Genomic DNA, 14,327 nt, shown 5'->3' with positions numbered 1-14,327 from the left:
TCTGTGGTTTTGGGTTTTGACGGACTCAGCAGCAGATTCTAGAGGTATTGGCATGGGAGAGTTTTCTGGAGCGTTACGCCAGCAGGTTCTAAATTGGCTGGCAGACCACGTTCCTGAATCTCGACTGATTCACGTTTTGGCAGTAGAGCAAACGGCGATCGCTCTAGCTCAACAGCATGGATTGGATGTCAATAAAGCAGCCCAGGCAGGATTGATGCACGACCTGGCGAAATATTTCAAGCCACAAAAGCTGCTACAGATGGCGCAAACTGAAGGCTTGTCGTTAGATCCAGTGGATCGGGCAAATCCTCACTTACTGCATGCAGACGTGGGGGCGATCGTAGCGCGGGATCAATTTGGCATTCAGGATGAGGAAGTGTTGCAGGCGATCGCCAACCACACGCTCGGCAAACCAGGCATGAGTCCGTTGAGCTGCATTGTTTTTCTGGCAGACAGTCTAGAACCTGGGCGAGGAAACACATCAGAACTCAACGCCTTGAGGCAAATCAGCCAGCAAGACCTGCCTCAAGCGGTTTGGATGACCTGTGATGCTTCTATCCAAGACTTGGTTGCTAAACATCGCCTAATTCATCCCCGTACAGTGCTGACTCGTAACTGGTTTTTATACAACGTTAAGCCAACTCAATCTAAGCAACAGAGCTCAAGCACAGAGCCTATTCCACAGCTTTCAATCGAATGAACCCTTGTACTTTTAGATGGAATCTTAGTCAAAATAGATGTAATAGTGCTGATTGAATGACCTCAGAATTCCCGATTTATCCCCCTTTTCGTTTCACTATGATTTGCCCAATAGAGACGAACCTTAAACAATTTACCTGTTCAACCATTTTTACGGAGTCGATCCAGTGAATCAGTCAACAGAGATGAAGTGCTATGGAGCCAAACGCAACGGTTTATTGACTTCCTTTGATGTAACACCACTCACGTTTTAACGAGTTGAGGAACCTAATTTTTAATGACAAATTACTCTAACGCCCGTCCAGTTTCGCCCGCTGTGGCAAATCTCGGTGCCGTCTACCAGCCTGTCACTGACGATTCTAGCCGAGAGCTAGCCCTGACAATCGCTCAAGCTGCCGATGATCGCAAAGGAGGCGATATCGTACTGCTGAAGGTTTCAGAGGTTTCTTATCTGGCAGATTATTTTGTAGTGGCTACAGGTTTTTCTAGCGCACAAGTAAGGGCGATCGCTCGTTCGATTGAGGATGAAGTCTCAGAAAAGTGGCACCGCTACCCCACCCAAACAGAGGGACAGACAGAAGGTTCCTGGGTGTTGTTGGACTACGGTGACGTTATTGCTCACATCTTCATGCCTGACGAGCGCGAATTTTATAACCTGGAGGCGTTTTGGGGACATGCAGAGCGAATCGATTTTGCACCCAATGGAGCGATGACCGATCAAGTAGAGAGCTGAGCACGAGTTAAAACTTTTCAGCAAAACTTAATTCATTCGTGCGTCTGTCCACTGACTCAGGTAGATTAAAAGCACAACTGCTTTTCAGTTTTGACTGCCCATCATCATGAAGTCTTCTGCTCCAGTCTGTCCGGTTCCTTTTGAACAGCAGCCGATTAACGAGTACCAGGATCTCAAAGAGTCCTGGTTCTTTCGGTGGGCAACACTCGACCTGCGGAGCTATCTCCTTCCGATCGCCATTTTGTGGGGTTTGAGCTGGCTGTTCTCGGCTCCCGTTGCAGCAGTCAGCTTTCCGCTGGCAAAGTATCCGCTCCAATTTGGGCTGAGCGGTGCAGCAGGGGCTAGCGTTCTTCCAGCGCTAGCTTTGCTGCGCCTTTACTTAGGCTGGATTTATGTGCGCGATCGCCTCATAAAAGAAACGATCTTTTATGAGGAATCGGGCTGGTACGACGGGCAAACCTGGACAAAACCAGAAGAAGTGCTAAAGCGCGATCGCCTGATTGTGACCTACCAGATCCAACCTATTCTGCAACGGCTCAAGCGTACCTTTGGCTTATTGGCGCTAGTCTTCCTCAGCGGCAGTTTCGTTTGGAACTTCCTGTAAATCAATTACATCCTCTTCCTCTGCGAAGTTTCCCCAACCTGAGGCCGTTTCGGCTGCTCGTGGTACGGGACGAGTACTGATTTCGTAAACGGGACGAGGCTCATCAGGAACTAATTCTAGTTGGTGAGATGGAGGGCGACGCTGAGAGCGACGGCGGCGCGAAACGTTCTCTTCGCTGGTTTCCTCTGCCACCACTTCATAAAGTCTTGCAAATTTTTGCGATTTTCCCTTTCGCAGCACTCGTCCCAAGCGCTGAATGTATTCGCGGGCTGATCCAGTACCCGATAGCAAAATAGCGACGCTAGCTTCTGGCACGTCTACCCCTTCGTTTAGGACATGAGATGCGACCAGAGTCTTATATTTGCCTTCGCGAAACTGCTGCAAAATCTCGTGGCGCTCCTTCACGGGTGTTTGGTGGGTCAGCGCCGGAATTAGAAACTCTTGGGAAATCCGATAAACTGTAGCGTTGTCGTTAGTAAAAATTAGCGTTTGGGCGGGATGGTGTTCTGCCAGCAGGTCTGCCAGAATTCGCAGTTTGCCTTCCGTACCCAGAGCGATCGCCTTTGCTTCTCGATGTGCCAGCATCGCCCTTCGTCCTGCCTGCGATTGGGCGCTTGCCCGAACAAACCGCTGCCAACCCTGAACGCTGCCCAGCCAAATATTCGAGTCCTGCAAAAAGGTGTTGCGGGTTTGAATTAAATGCTCATATCGATCGCGCTCTTGCTGCGACAGTTTCACCTTAACCTGAATAATTTCGTGATCCGCCAGTGCTTTCCCTGCCAGATCTTCGGCAGTGCGATAGTAAATGACTGATCCCAGCAGTGTATCCAGGTCAGCGTGTCTGCCATCGGCGCGGTCGGGAGTCGCCGTTAAACCTAGGCGATAGGGGGCGATCGCATATTCAGCAATCACCCGATTAAAGTCGCTCGGCAGGTGATGGCACTCATCACAAATCAGCAAGGCATAGCGATTGCCCAGGCTTTCGGCATGGATAGCGGCACTGTCATAAGTGGCAACAAGAATGGGAGTGCGATCGCGAGAACCGCCCCCTAACAGCCCGACCTCGGCATCTGGGAAAGCCGCAACTAGGTGAGCATACCACTGGTGCATTAAATCTAACGTTGGCACCGTAATTAAGGTTGTGCGAGGCGTTGCCTGCATTACCATCTGAGCCAGGTAGGTTTTTCCAGCCGCCGTGGGCAAAACTACCACACCCCGCCGTCCTGCGGCAACCCAGGCATCTAAAGCTTCTTGCTGGTGGGGGTAGGGCTCCATTTCCAGGCTGGGGGTGAGGGCGATCGCCGCAAATTCCTTTGCCTGGTCAGTAAATGGCGTACCCTCTGCCTGTAAAGTTTCTATCAAATCACGATATTGAATTGCCGGGAGGCGAAACCGCTCAATCCGGTCATCCCACGTTGCGAAATCTACCCAGGCTTTGCCCTTGGGTGGGGGATGTAAAATCAGGGTTCCCCGGTCAAACTTAAGCGTAGGGGTACGAGCCATTGCACCTCTGTCTGCACCATTCCTCGCTATTGTATAGCCGTTGCTACGGTATAACTGCCGCTACCAGGGCTATACCGTTTCTATATAAGCTGCATATTTTGAAGTGTGTCCCGCGTACGCGGGACACACTTCAAAATATGCAGTCTTGAAGATATAACAAAATCAAAAGCGGTAAACGGGCAACGTGAAGTGAAAACAGCTGCCCTGATTGGGTACAGAGTCTACCCAAATTTGCCCGTAGTGCGCTCGAATCACTCGCTGACAAAGTGATAGACCAATCCCATATCCATCCTTTGCCTCGTCTCGCTCTAGACGAAACCGGTCTTCAAAAATTCGTTCGCAGTTTTCATTCGGAATGCCTAGACCCGTATCACACACGCTGACTTGGATTTTTTGGGTGGTTCGATGCAAGATCGAAAGCTCGATTGAGCCGCCAGTTGGCGTATATTTGCTGGCATTGTCTAGCAGGTTGATTAATACCTGTTGAATGCGATCGCGATCAGCATAGACTTTAGGCAAATCACTGGGAATATCCGTCGTAAGCTGCTGAGATTTAGCTTGAAACTGTCCCTTCAAATAATTCAAGACCTCCAGGCAAAGCGCCCCTAGATCTAGCTGCTGAGGCTGAATCTGAAACTCGCCACCTGTCCCTTTTGCTGCCTGAAGCACATCTGTAATCATCCGATCGATCGCCTTCGTTTGAGTACGGGCGTGTCTGATCAGTTGAGCCGTAAGGGCAGGGGTTAGTCGGGGTGAAGCATGACCGTTCTCCTTCGCTTCATTACCTAGCTCCAGCGTTTCCAGGGCAATCGAAGCGGCGGTTAGCGGATTTCGCAGATCGTGGGCCAACATCGCAATGAGTCGATCTTTGAACTGAAGTTGATCCCGCAGTTCTTCTTTTTCTTGCTTTAGTCGAAAAATCTCATCCGAAAGCTGAATAAACTCTGCTGAGTAAGCCACCGAGTCCAAAGTTTCGGATGCATTGGTTGGATTTAGATCATCTGATTCGCTCTGCTCAGGAATTGATTGGAAATCTGCAGCTTCTTCTACCGATCGTTGCCATCGCATCCACCAATGCTCTAACTGGGCTACAAGATTTGTTCCCGCTAAAGTTTGACGGGGTTCAGGATGAATCTTGATTAGCGCTGGGGTCGCAACGAGCTTGAAATGCTCAGCCATGTGGGGTTGCTCTCCAACGTCTATGATTTGCAAATCAAACGCGTAATTAGCTCGTAAATCCTTGAGATAGTGGCGGATCTGGCGGATCTTCTGATGAGAGCTAGGACGTTTGTCTACAAACAGCAAAAGCTGCAAAGACGTTTCAGGGCTAATAGGCTGTTTTGGCAATGCCTCCATGCAGTCTTGCTCAACAGTCAGGACAATAGAACAGTCAGTCGGGGCCAAAAATGCCAAATCGGTAGAAACCAGGTGTATTTCTACCCTGTACTTCTCCAAAGTAGCTATCTTTACTATATTTACAGATTATCTCTTTCTCAGCGCTGCTCAAGACCAAGGATTTAGGCGATCGGGCTGTATTGCAGTAAATGTGCAGGCAAATAGGGACTTTGAACCGCCTTAGATAGCCCCTCCTGAATCTAGCAGAGTTCAACCAGGTCTTCCGTACTGGGTCTTCCGTACTGACGCAGAGAATAAGGTAAGTAAAACTATTAGAACTTATGTAACGGCTCTGAGGGGGCAAGGGCGATGAGAATCTTGGTTTTGGCGTGGGAATTTCCGCCCCGAATCGTTGGAGGCATTGCTCGCCACGTTGCTGAACTATATCCCGAACTGGTCAAGCTAGGACATGATATTCATTTACTGACCGTAGAGTTTGGTCAGGCTCCCCATTATGAAGTAGTCGATGGAATTAAAGTACATCGCGTTCCGGTAGCCCAAAGCAACGACTTTTTTCATTGGGTTGCCAACATGAATCAGAGCATGGGGCAACAGGGTGGAAAATTGCTTTTAGAAGAAGGAAAGTTTGAGATTATTCATGCCCACGACTGGTTGGTGGGGGATGCAGCGATCGCCCTCAAACACTGCTTCAAAGTTCCTTTGGTTGCCACGATTCACGCGACAGAGTTTGGTCGTCACAATGGCATCCACAACGATATCCAGCGCTACATCAGCACCAAGGAAAAGCTACTTGCCTACAACGCTTGGAGAGTCATTGTTTGCACGGACTACATGCGGCGTGAGGTCGAACGGGCATTAGAAACCCCCTGGGACAAAATCGATGTTGTCTACAACGGCATTTATCCAGAGAAGAAGCATCGACATCCCGATTTTGATTTTTGGCAGTTTCGCCGCCGCTTTGCCCGAGATGACGAAAAAATTGTCTACTACGTGGGTCGCATGACCTATGAAAAGGGCATCAGTGTGCTGCTTAATGCTGCCCCTGAAGTCATTCACGCAATGGGAGGTGGCGTCAAAATTGTGATTGTTGGCGGCGGCAATACAGACAACCTCAAGCAGCAAGCCTGGAACCTGGGCATCTCAAACAAATGCTACTTCACGGGCTTCATGTCAGAGGATGACCTGAACAAGTTTCAAACAGTTGCTGACTGCGCAGTTTTTCCTAGCCTCTACGAGCCATTTGGAATTGTCGCGTTAGAGAGTTTTGCTGCTCGTGTTCCGGTAGTCGTCTCTGATACAGGTGGGCTGCCAGAAGTCGTTCGCCACACCAGAACGGGAATCGTCACTTGGACAAACAATCCTGCTTCTTTGGCTTGGGGCATTCTGACAGTCCTGAAAAATCCAGACTATGCTCAGTGGCTAGTTGATAATGCCTACAAAGATTTAGCACAGCGGTTTAACTGGGCAAAGTTGGCAAAACAAACTGAAGCTGTTTATGGCAGGGTCTTACATGAGCGATCGCAAGTCACTTGGGCTTAAGCAAATCGACCTGGAGAAAGCTGAGCAATGAGTTCATCTTGCTGCCCGGTTATACAGTTAGCAAACCGCTTTGCCAGGGGTGGCAGAATTGCGAAAGGATTGCTGAAGCCAGCAAAGATATGCAAATGATTGTGTTCAGGAACGGGACCAATCAGTGGCAGGCGATCGCCACTAAAGGCAACCAAACAGCGATGCCAGTTACCTGGTAAATCTTTTAACGCTGGCAAAAATTGACCAACTGCAGCCCGAATATCCGCTTCACTCTGAGCTGCGTCAACCTGCGCCTGAGGATCCGTCAACGTGCGGCTGATTTGCCCGATCCTAATTCTGCCATCCACAAACTGAATCGCACCGGGATCAAGAATCGGGGGAGCAACCTCCTGGGTTTGTTGCTCCCACAGCGGAGCCTTTTCTAACTTGCCAGCCTCAGCCTCCATCTGAAACCGTTGGGTTTCGGCAGGCATGACCAGTGCCTGTAACTTAACATCAACAGATGGGGTTTCAATCAGTTCCGCATGGGTGAAATAGCAGGGTACGGTAACATGGGCAGTTTTGAGCAGATTCCGACTCATTCCACCCGTGCAAACAGCCACATTAGCGGCTATATAGTTTTCCACAGGGGTGGTTACAGTGGCTTGCCCCTGAGACTCCTTTAGAGCAGTCACTTGAGCAATTTCTAGCGTTCCTCCAACTCTGGTGAATGCTTGGGTGTAGGCTTTGACTAGCAAATCAGGCGCAACATTGCCATGCCGAACTGTAAGCGCAGCGGCGATCGCCTCCCGATTGAGCAACGGCTCTAAGTCACAAGCCGCTTCCGCATCCAGTAAGCTAGGTGGAATCGCAAAACCACGATACGATGCGGTCACCTTCTGGGGATCACTTCCTTGGGCGATCGGCAAGAGCAAATCCAATTCTCTGAACTGAGTTTCACTGTCCAACTCAGCAGATAAATTTCGGTGAATTTCAATGCCCTCCTGGCACAGTTGACGAGTTAGCGGTGTCGTACCTGACCAGTAAGCGATACCGCCATAGCTATAGCGAGTTGCGTTCTCTGGGGTACTATGCTGTTCTAGCAGCAACACCGAGAATTTTTTGCTAGCTAGCTCATAGCTAAGCGCTGCTCCAACGAGTCCACCCCCAACCACAACCCAATCATAGGTTTTCATCAAATTCAGCCTTGCTCTTGAACAACCGCGTCTACTTCGACCTCAACTAACATTTCGGGTGTGGCTAGACGGCTCACCTCAACCAGGGTGTTGGCAGGACGAATCTTTCCAAAAAATTCGCAATGAGCTTTGGTCACCTGCTCAATGTCGTCCATGTTAGTAACGTAAACTCTTGTACGAACGACATCCTGGAGGCTGCTATCTAACTGCTTCAGGGCAGCCTCAATCTTTTTGAGGACGTACACCATCTGCTCATAGGCGTCGTCGACGTGAAGAATTTGCCCTGTTGTATCAACAGCAGTTGTGCCCGAAACGTAGATGAGAGAACCAACTTGGACAGCACGAGAATAGCCTGCGATCGCTTCCCAAGGTGTTCCTGTCGATATGTGTCTGCGCGTCATCTGCTAGCCGCCTTCAGCCATCAAGTAGGGTACTAGCAGCATGACTGATCTACAAAGTTGAATCAAGTCTTGGCCAAAACTATCTGAATTTGAGGATGACTTTGCTGAATTCACAGTTAGAATGGGCAAGATTAGCAAGTAATGTCCAACCACTCGCTCTATGCATCCATCTATGGGTATAAAAATCAATCGCGCTTATCTAGTAATTGCACTTTGTGGCATCCTGGGAGTCATTTTGGGAGGAACTGCTAGCCGAGCAGAACTCAACCAGTGTCTGACCGCTGAAGTGCCTACTAACAGTTGCCTAACCCAAGATCCTATCACTGAGACGATTGAAGGCATGGGTGTAGGGTTAGTTGCAGGAGCAGGAGCGGCTGTTGGTGCGACTTGGCAACAGTGGCGCAAGGATACTTAAACTGTAGCGGTAAACTAGCTGAGCTGCATGGACATCTGTGAGATGGCCTTAAAGACAAAGCTGCGAGGATTCTTGACCCTCGCAGCGTGTTGCAATTCACAGACTATTCAGTTTTAAATGGATGGTTTCAAACTGGAACTGATATTTTGAGCTTTGCAGTTTAGAGCTTCCAGTACGCTGAACTACGCAGTTCGGCGAGTGAGCAAGCCCCACAGGAAGATCAGGATGATTGCTCCAACAACCGCGAAAGCGATGCTGGGGATAGACAAGGCTCCAGCTGCTGCGCCTCCGCCCGTTCCTAACAGTGCGTGACCGAGCCAGCCGCCTAATATAGCACCCAAGATTCCTAGACCAATGGTTGCAAAAATGCCGCCACCTTGATGTCCAGGATAAATTAATTTAGCTAACGCTCCAGCAATCAGACCTAAAACAATCCAAGCTAAGATTCCCATGTGATTCTCTCCTTAATAACCTTTGTGTTGATAAGCTTTTCTTGACCTAACGTGCCTATCCTATCGACAAACTAAAAGTTCCTGCTTCTACCGCAGGAAATAATTAAGTAGATATAAAATTTCCAGGCTACTTTTATGCTGCGTATTCATATAGGTTGAGAGAGGTCGGTATCTCATAAAGATAGCTAGGTGAAACGGAAACTTTTGACCCTTTGGGAGTAAACAAAACTCCTCAGAAATGCAAATAGAAACAGAGATATCGCTGTAGCAATGCAGGTTAGAGCAAAAAATGGAGGCAGTCCTAAAGACTGCTTCCATTTTTTGCCTGAGCTTAAGCAACCAAAGCTATATTGCTATATTACAAATTCGAAATATTGATTTGGAGCAAAGAGATGTAAATTTCTCTATTCAAATTCATACTTCATTTGATTACCACTGTTGTGATATAAAGCTAAGCACTCTCAGGTGTATTCTGCATACTTGAGCAACTATTTAACAACAGCAGCTATAGTTCCTTGTGCTTCTAATAAGGCAGCGGCACGTAAGATTGAAGCTTCCTGGTAAGGGGCAGCAATGATTTGCACACCTAATGGCAAGCCGTTAGCTTGCTGAATGGGCACAGACAAGACTGGTAAACCGACGAAAGATAGTGGCTGAGTATATAACCCTAGATTAGGACGAGTTAAAACTTCCGCCCCATCTATAACCATTTTCTCTTGACCGATTAAAGGCGCAACACAGGGCGTTGTTGGAGCCACAATTAGATCTACGGTTTGAAAGATCTCCTGAAGGCGATCGCTATACCACTTGCGAAATCGCTGTGCCTGTACGTACCAACTGCCAGGAATCATTGTGCCTGCCAGAAAGCGATCGCGAGTTGCCGGATCAAAATCTTGAGGACGAGATTTGAGGTTAGCAAAATGCAGATTGCTGCCCTCACAAGCTGTGATTACGTAAGCGGCAGCTCTGGCCCGATGTGCTTCAGGAATGGTGACTTGCTGGCTGACCCCAAGCGCCTGAGCGACCTGTTCAACTGCGGCTAAAGTTTCTGGCTCAGCACCTTTGGCAAAGTATCCATCTGCAATGGCAATTCGCAATCCATCAATACCTTGGTTGATTTGAGGCAAACAAGATTCTGGTGGGCGGGTAGTGCAAACCGGGTCACGGGCATCTGCACCTTGAAGCAAGTCAAACACAGCCGCAATATCGCGCACCGACCGGGCAAAAGGTCCGACATGGTCAAAGCTGTTGCAAAACAAAAACGCTCCAGCTCGTGATAACCGACCGTAGGTTGGTTTTAACCCCAAAATGCCGCACAGTGAAGCAGGCACACGAATCGACCCATTGGTGTCAGAACCAAGGCTGATTGGCACCAATCCACCTGCAACTGCGGCGGCTGACCCTCCTGATGACCCACCGGCAATCCGGTTCCAATCATGAGGGTTGTGAGTTGCCCCGTAATGGCTGTTTTCGGTGACAAAACCATAGGCATACTCATCCATGTTGAGCGCGCCGACCAGGATTGCCCCGGCTTGCTTAAGTCTGGCAACAAGAGTCGCATCTCGGGTCGCAGGTGAATTTTCTCGGTTAATCTTTGAACCTGCCAGAGTCGTCAGCCCCTCAATATCAAATAGGTCTTTGACCGCAAAGGGGACTCCTGCCAGTACGCCCGGAGCTTGACCAGCCGCGATCGCCTCGTCTACCTGAATTGCACTGGCGATCGCCTGATCTGCCATTACGGTCGTGAAGCAATTGAGTGGATCTTTAGCTGCAATTCGCTCTAGCGCTGCGGAGACCACTGCTTTGGCAGTTACTTCACCCGATCGCACCGCAGTTGAAATGGCGATCGCATCCGCCTGTTCGAGATCCAACGTTTCGAGATCTGATGTCATGGTTGAAAAGGCTGGAATGTGGACGCGGCAACGGTGTCTTCAGATAAGGGAAATTCCAAAACGAGCTGGGCGATCGCGGCAATTCTGCTGAAATTATCAATGACTCCGGGGCGATATTCGGGAGCGATTGGCAATTCTAGGGCAATTGCCATTTGGTCAACATAGGCTGCTGGGTCAAATTCTGCCGAATCGAGCATTGCTTCTGTTCTGATGTAAAATTCACACACTCAGCCTTTAAGCATATATCTTAAGATTGGACTACGCCTGACGTTTTTATTACACTCTCGGAGTTTAACTAGTACTTAATAATGGAGCCTTTTGTTTTAACGGGTATTGCAATACTGTTAGTCATAACAGGTTTTTACGCCTGGTTTACTTATAGAATTCTGCGCGAACTTCGACAGGAAAATAACTTTTATAAAAACGCAATTGAGAAACAACTAAAATTTTCTGCTTTTCCTCATCTTTACTGCGACATGCAGTGTGATATTCATGAGAATGGCGTGAAGCTAGAAATTTATAATGTTGGCAATGTTCCTGCTTATGACCTGCATATCAGCGCCATTGGAGCTTATACAGAAGAAGGGGTTGACATTGCTACTTTTTTGAGAAACTATGTGCAGCCACGTTACCGAAAGTATCCGCTTCAGGCTGACAAAGTTGGCTATTACGGGATTCGCAGTAGCATTCGCTGCCCCATGCTGCCCTTTCAAAAGAGACTGGCGATCGCCCTGGGTTTGCCCCTGCGTCCAGTCGATATCTACGTAATGGTTCAATACCGTGAGATTTTAGGCGGCAATTACTATCAGGTCTATTGCTTTTCTGATTTGGATGAGAAAGGCAATTACAGAGCCAATATTTTAGAACCACAAGGATTTGAACCGATCGAAAGATTCCACTTCTATGATTTAGATGATGCAAACTTTTCGATTACTGACAAATCACTGCCCTATTACGTGAGTGACTTTATCGATCTGTGGAATCACTCTCTCTCCTATCGGCTTACGGTTCTCTACTCTGACGAGATGCTAAGCCATCAGGAAGTTCATGATGTTTGAGGTTCTCGTTAAGTTACTCGTCTAGCTGCCGTTCGACAGAAGCCTCCATCGTGCTGGTAAGGTAATGACCTGCCATGACGCTGCTAGAGAGGCGGTATTTGTTGTCGTCAAGCTGATGAAGCGCTTCAAATCCGGTACGGCGCTGGCGATCGCCTAGTACCCAATAGCGTTGCACAATTGACTCTGGTGCAATCCAGCCTTCCCCTTCTACTCGTCCTAAAAGGCTGTGCTGAAGTACAAATGTGTACTGACGCTCACCTACATTTAGCCGCCCGCGATACTGAAAGGCAATTTCTTCGCGCTCGGTCCCTGGAAACATCAGCTTGGTCACCATCGTGTACCAGTTGTCACGGCTCCAGGCGACTAGAATCCTTCCTTTGACAGAAACGGGCAACCCATCTCGGTCGAGCCAGTTTCCCTGCAAGGTCCAGCGTCCTGCCTCCATTAAAAAGGTATGAGCCACAGATCTAATTCCTATCTCCTACCTTGTGCAGCATAAATGCCGCTTACGTGGCACTCTAACGGCATTTTATGTTATCACGCAAACCTTAAGCCACAAGGTGAAGTTCTCCTAAAGGTGTTGCATGTCTTGCACCTGTTACACCGGGTAGATTGCCAGGAATGCCAAGATTACGCCAGTATGCTAGCACTGCAAAGGCGATCGCTTCCTTGAAATCTGCATTTAGCCCTGCTTCATCCGTAGTCAAGACCGGAATTTTGCCTAGTAGAGCTTGCAGCCGTTGCTTCAAATACAGATTGCGGCTGCCGCCACCACAAAGCAGCACTTGGTCGGGCATTTCTGGCAAAAAAGTCTGGTAGCTGTGGGCGATCGTTGCTACGGTCAATTCCGTCAGAGTCGCCAGCAGATCGGCAGGGCCGAGCCCATAGGGTTCCGCATCCAGGAGGCATTGGTTGAAATAGTCCCAACCAAACAGTTCTCGTCCTGTTGATTTGGGGGGCGACTGCTGGAAATAGGGATGTTCTAGCCATTGGTTGACTAGCGCCTCGCAAGGTTTACCCATTGCCGCCCATACTCCATCCTGATCGTAGGTTTGCTGCCCGTCTGAAAGGTGCTGCACTGCTAAATCTAACAGTGTGTTACCGGGGCCTGTATCCCACCCCTGAATGCCTTCAAATAGAACGGCTTGCTTCTGCGTAGCAGGAAGATACGTCAGGTTGCCAATGCCGCCGATGTTTTGAACACACCGACTATCAGTGGGATGGCTCAACAAACAGGCATCAATTCGAGAAACTAGAGGCGCGCCTTCCCCACCTGCCGCAATATCAGCAGCCCGAAGATTACTCACGGTAGGGATACCCGTGAGGTGGGCAATTACGCATCCTCTTCCCAGTTGCAGACTGTGGCCCAGGGAGATGGAGTTTTTTGCCCCCAAATCGACAGGGCGATGGTAAACCGTCTGACCGTGTGAACCAATCAGTTCTGCTTGGGGTTGGTTCACCTGAATTGAGAGAGCAGCTTGGGCAAATTGAGCGGCGATCGCATCATCCAATTCTGCTAGCTCCGCCATTGAGATAGCCTTGCCGCTACAGACTGAGAGAATCTGCGATCGCAACTCATCAGGGTAGGGGTACGTTGCTCCGGCAATTAGTGTTGCCTGCAAATCGAGATCTGTACCAGAGATATCTACCAGTGCTGCATCAATACCATCAACCGAAGTGCCGCTGATTAAGCCAATTACTCGTGTCATAGGAGACGAATCAGGATTTTGGGTGTGAGCGTTAGCATACTCGCACAATCCTGAGTTATCTATCAGTAAAGCGTTCCCTAAACGGGTAAGCGATCGATACAGCGATTGGAACCGATCACCACCATGACCGAGCCTTTATACAGGCGCATTACTGGACTGGGATTGATTTCAAACTTCTCACCCTGACTGACGGCTAGCAGGTTTAGCCCGTAGCGCGATCGCAGTTCTAACTCAGCGATCGTTCTACCATCAAACTCTGCGGGAACGACAACCTCGACGATGCTATGGTCTGGGTCAAGCTCAAACCGATCTAGAATACTGGGTCTGGTGAGCGATCGCGCCAACGCACAACCCATCTCATGCTCCGGAAAAATTACGTGATCAGCTCCAACCTTTCGCAGCAGCTTCTCATGAATTTCTGAAGAAGCCTTGGCGACCACATGAGGTACACCATTTTCCTTCAAATTCATCGTCGTGATTACGCTTTCCTCGACATAATTGCCAATCGCCACAATCACCGTATCAAACTCAAAAATGCCAGCTTCTTTAAGGGCAGAAGGAGATGTCGAATCTAACTGTATGGCATGAGCAGCCCACTGATCAGTCAAAACTTGAGAAACCCGTTTCTCATCAAAGTCAACTCCCAAAACCTCGTAGCCTAAGTGATGTAGAGAAGAACAAACAGCTCGCCCAAACCGCCCTAATCCAACTACTGCAAACTGTTTGTTTACAGTACGCAGGCTACGAAAGAAACTCAGAGAAGATAAATTCACAGATTGACTCCAGGGTTACTTATCCTA

16 protein-coding genes are annotated in these 14,327 nt (G+C 48.9%); 6 read left to right on the top strand and 10 right to left on the bottom strand.

Features of this window, described 5'->3' with window-relative positions; genetic code table 11:
- The first annotated feature begins 52 nt into the window (after window positions 1-52).
- From yqeK to H6G00_RS07995, 3 genes are all read left to right on the top strand, one after another.
- Window positions 53-700, top strand: a complete 648-nt coding sequence (gene yqeK, locus H6G00_RS08005) for a bis(5'-nucleosyl)-tetraphosphatase (symmetrical) YqeK (RefSeq protein ID WP_190796348.1) — start codon at window positions 53-55, stop codon at window positions 698-700.
- Between the two features lie 276 nt (window positions 701-976).
- Window positions 977-1,432, top strand: coding sequence for a ribosome silencing factor (gene rsfS, locus H6G00_RS08000; RefSeq protein WP_190796347.1), 456 nt, complete (start codon window positions 977-979; stop codon window positions 1,430-1,432).
- A gap of 103 nt (window positions 1,433-1,535) precedes the next feature.
- A complete protein-coding gene (locus tag H6G00_RS07995; RefSeq protein ID WP_190796373.1) occupies window positions 1,536-2,036 on the top strand; it encodes a CGLD27 family protein in 501 nt (166 codons plus the stop codon).
- On the opposite strand, the gene H6G00_RS07990 is transcribed toward H6G00_RS07995, so the two are convergent.
- Together H6G00_RS07990 and H6G00_RS07985 are read right to left on the bottom strand one after the other, a co-directional pair.
- Window positions 1,995-3,539: a DEAD/DEAH box helicase family protein gene (locus H6G00_RS07990; RefSeq protein ID WP_190796346.1), complete on the bottom strand. Its 1,545-nt coding sequence runs from the start codon at window positions 3,537-3,539 to the stop codon at window positions 1,995-1,997. The genes H6G00_RS07995 and H6G00_RS07990 overlap by 42 nt on opposite strands.
- A gap of 162 nt (window positions 3,540-3,701) precedes the next feature.
- Window positions 3,702-4,895, bottom strand: a complete 1,194-nt coding sequence (locus tag H6G00_RS07985; protein WP_190644659.1) for a histidine kinase — start codon at window positions 4,893-4,895, stop codon at window positions 3,702-3,704.
- A gap of 348 nt (window positions 4,896-5,243) precedes the next feature.
- Between H6G00_RS07985 and H6G00_RS07980 the strand changes: the two genes are divergently transcribed.
- Complete coding sequence (locus H6G00_RS07980; RefSeq protein WP_190796345.1) at window positions 5,244-6,434, top strand: glycosyltransferase family 4 protein; 1,191 nt, start codon at window positions 5,244-5,246, stop codon at window positions 6,432-6,434.
- On the opposite strand, the gene H6G00_RS07975 is transcribed toward H6G00_RS07980, so the two are convergent.
- Both H6G00_RS07975 and H6G00_RS07970 read right to left on the bottom strand, forming a co-directional pair.
- Entirely contained in the window at window positions 6,431-7,600 is a 1,170-nt protein-coding gene (locus H6G00_RS07975) for an FAD-binding oxidoreductase (protein ID WP_190796344.1), read from the bottom strand. The two genes, H6G00_RS07980 and H6G00_RS07975, sit on opposite strands and share 4 nt — an antisense overlap.
- Window positions 7,601-7,605: 5 nt before the next feature.
- The gene (locus tag H6G00_RS07970; RefSeq protein WP_190796343.1) at window positions 7,606-8,001 is read right to left on the bottom strand and encodes a RidA family protein; all 396 of its coding nucleotides are present in this window, start codon (window positions 7,999-8,001) and stop codon (window positions 7,606-7,608) included.
- A gap of 172 nt (window positions 8,002-8,173) precedes the next feature.
- On the opposite strand from H6G00_RS07970, the gene H6G00_RS07965 reads away from it, so the two are divergent.
- Window positions 8,174-8,416 (top strand): hypothetical protein, encoded by a 243-nt coding sequence (locus H6G00_RS07965; RefSeq protein WP_190644591.1) that lies wholly within the window; start codon window positions 8,174-8,176, stop codon window positions 8,414-8,416.
- 182 nt (window positions 8,417-8,598) lie between these two features.
- On the opposite strand, the gene H6G00_RS07960 is transcribed toward H6G00_RS07965, so the two are convergent.
- The 3 genes from H6G00_RS07960 to H6G00_RS07950 all read right to left on the bottom strand — a co-directional run bounded on the left by H6G00_RS07960 (window position 8,599) and on the right by H6G00_RS07950 (window position 10,957).
- Window positions 8,599-8,868 carry a GlsB/YeaQ/YmgE family stress response membrane protein gene (locus H6G00_RS07960; protein ID WP_190796342.1) on the bottom strand — a complete coding sequence of 90 codons (270 nt, stop codon included), beginning with the start codon at window positions 8,866-8,868 and terminating at the stop codon, window positions 8,599-8,601.
- A gap of 488 nt (window positions 8,869-9,356) precedes the next feature.
- Window positions 9,357-10,760: an AtzE family amidohydrolase gene (locus tag H6G00_RS07955; RefSeq protein ID WP_190796341.1), complete on the bottom strand. Its 1,404-nt coding sequence runs from the start codon at window positions 10,758-10,760 to the stop codon at window positions 9,357-9,359.
- Window positions 10,757-10,957, bottom strand: coding sequence for a DUF4089 domain-containing protein (locus tag H6G00_RS07950; protein ID WP_190796340.1), 201 nt, complete (start codon window positions 10,955-10,957; stop codon window positions 10,757-10,759). Before H6G00_RS07950 ends, H6G00_RS07955 begins: the two co-directional genes overlap by 4 nt.
- A 279-nt stretch (window positions 10,958-11,236) precedes the next feature.
- On the opposite strand from H6G00_RS07950, the gene H6G00_RS07945 reads away from it, so the two are divergent.
- Window positions 11,237-11,818 (top strand): hypothetical protein, encoded by a 582-nt coding sequence (locus H6G00_RS07945; protein WP_190796339.1) that lies wholly within the window; start codon window positions 11,237-11,239, stop codon window positions 11,816-11,818.
- A 13-nt stretch (window positions 11,819-11,831) separates the two neighbouring features.
- Here H6G00_RS07945 and H6G00_RS07940 read toward each other — a convergent pair whose 3' ends face one another.
- The 3 genes from H6G00_RS07940 to H6G00_RS07930 all read right to left on the bottom strand — a co-directional run bounded on the left by H6G00_RS07940 (window position 11,832) and on the right by H6G00_RS07930 (window position 14,300).
- Window positions 11,832-12,281: a hypothetical protein gene (locus tag H6G00_RS07940; protein ID WP_190796338.1), complete on the bottom strand. Its 450-nt coding sequence runs from the start codon at window positions 12,279-12,281 to the stop codon at window positions 11,832-11,834.
- Between the two features lie 85 nt (window positions 12,282-12,366).
- Window positions 12,367-13,527, bottom strand: a complete 1,161-nt coding sequence (locus H6G00_RS07935; protein ID WP_190796337.1) for an anhydro-N-acetylmuramic acid kinase — start codon at window positions 13,525-13,527, stop codon at window positions 12,367-12,369.
- Window positions 13,528-13,604: 77 nt separating this feature from the next.
- Entirely contained in the window at window positions 13,605-14,300 is a 696-nt protein-coding gene (locus H6G00_RS07930; RefSeq protein WP_190796336.1) for an NAD-binding protein, read from the bottom strand.
- Between the last annotated feature and the right edge of the window lie 27 nt (window positions 14,301-14,327).

The organism is Leptolyngbya sp. FACHB-541, from assembly GCF_014695875.1.
Taxonomy (GTDB): domain Bacteria; phylum Cyanobacteriota; class Cyanobacteriia; order Elainellales; family Elainellaceae; genus JAAUTN01.
The sequence above is the reverse complement of the archived record's forward strand: the minus strand, read 5'-3'. Positions and strand labels throughout refer to the sequence as shown.

What these genes read in the sequence shown, in the direction of transcription:
- H6G00_RS07945 (WP_190796339.1), top strand. Translation starts at nt 11,237, where the DNA reads ATGCAGTGTGATATTCATGAGAATGGCGTGAAGCTAGAAATTTATAAT.
- H6G00_RS07955 (WP_190796341.1), bottom strand. Translation starts at nt 10,760, where the DNA reads ATGACATCAGATCTCGAAACGTTGGATCTCGAACAGGCGGATGCGATC.
- H6G00_RS07990 (WP_190796346.1), bottom strand. Translation starts at nt 3,539, where the DNA reads ATGGCTCGTACCCCTACGCTTAAGTTTGACCGGGGAACCCTGATTTTA.
- H6G00_RS07975 (WP_190796344.1), bottom strand. Translation starts at nt 7,600, where the DNA reads ATGAAAACCTATGATTGGGTTGTGGTTGGGGGTGGACTCGTTGGAGCA.
- H6G00_RS07980 (WP_190796345.1), top strand. Translation starts at nt 5,244, where the DNA reads ATGAGAATCTTGGTTTTGGCGTGGGAATTTCCGCCCCGAATCGTTGGA.
- rsfS (WP_190796347.1), top strand. Translation starts at nt 977, where the DNA reads ATGACAAATTACTCTAACGCCCGTCCAGTTTCGCCCGCTGTGGCAAAT.
- H6G00_RS07965 (WP_190644591.1), top strand. Translation starts at nt 8,174, where the DNA reads ATGGGTATAAAAATCAATCGCGCTTATCTAGTAATTGCACTTTGTGGC.
- H6G00_RS07960 (WP_190796342.1), bottom strand. Translation starts at nt 8,868, where the DNA reads ATGGGAATCTTAGCTTGGATTGTTTTAGGTCTGATTGCTGGAGCGTTA.
- yqeK (WP_190796348.1), top strand. Translation starts at nt 53, where the DNA reads ATGGGAGAGTTTTCTGGAGCGTTACGCCAGCAGGTTCTAAATTGGCTG.
- H6G00_RS07970 (WP_190796343.1), bottom strand. Translation starts at nt 8,001, where the DNA reads ATGACGCGCAGACACATATCGACAGGAACACCTTGGGAAGCGATCGCA.
- H6G00_RS07985 (WP_190644659.1), bottom strand. Translation starts at nt 4,895, where the DNA reads ATGGAGGCATTGCCAAAACAGCCTATTAGCCCTGAAACGTCTTTGCAG.
- H6G00_RS07935 (WP_190796337.1), bottom strand. Translation starts at nt 13,527, where the DNA reads ATGACACGAGTAATTGGCTTAATCAGCGGCACTTCGGTTGATGGTATT.
- H6G00_RS07950 (WP_190796340.1), bottom strand. Translation starts at nt 10,957, where the DNA reads ATGCTCGATTCGGCAGAATTTGACCCAGCAGCCTATGTTGACCAAATG.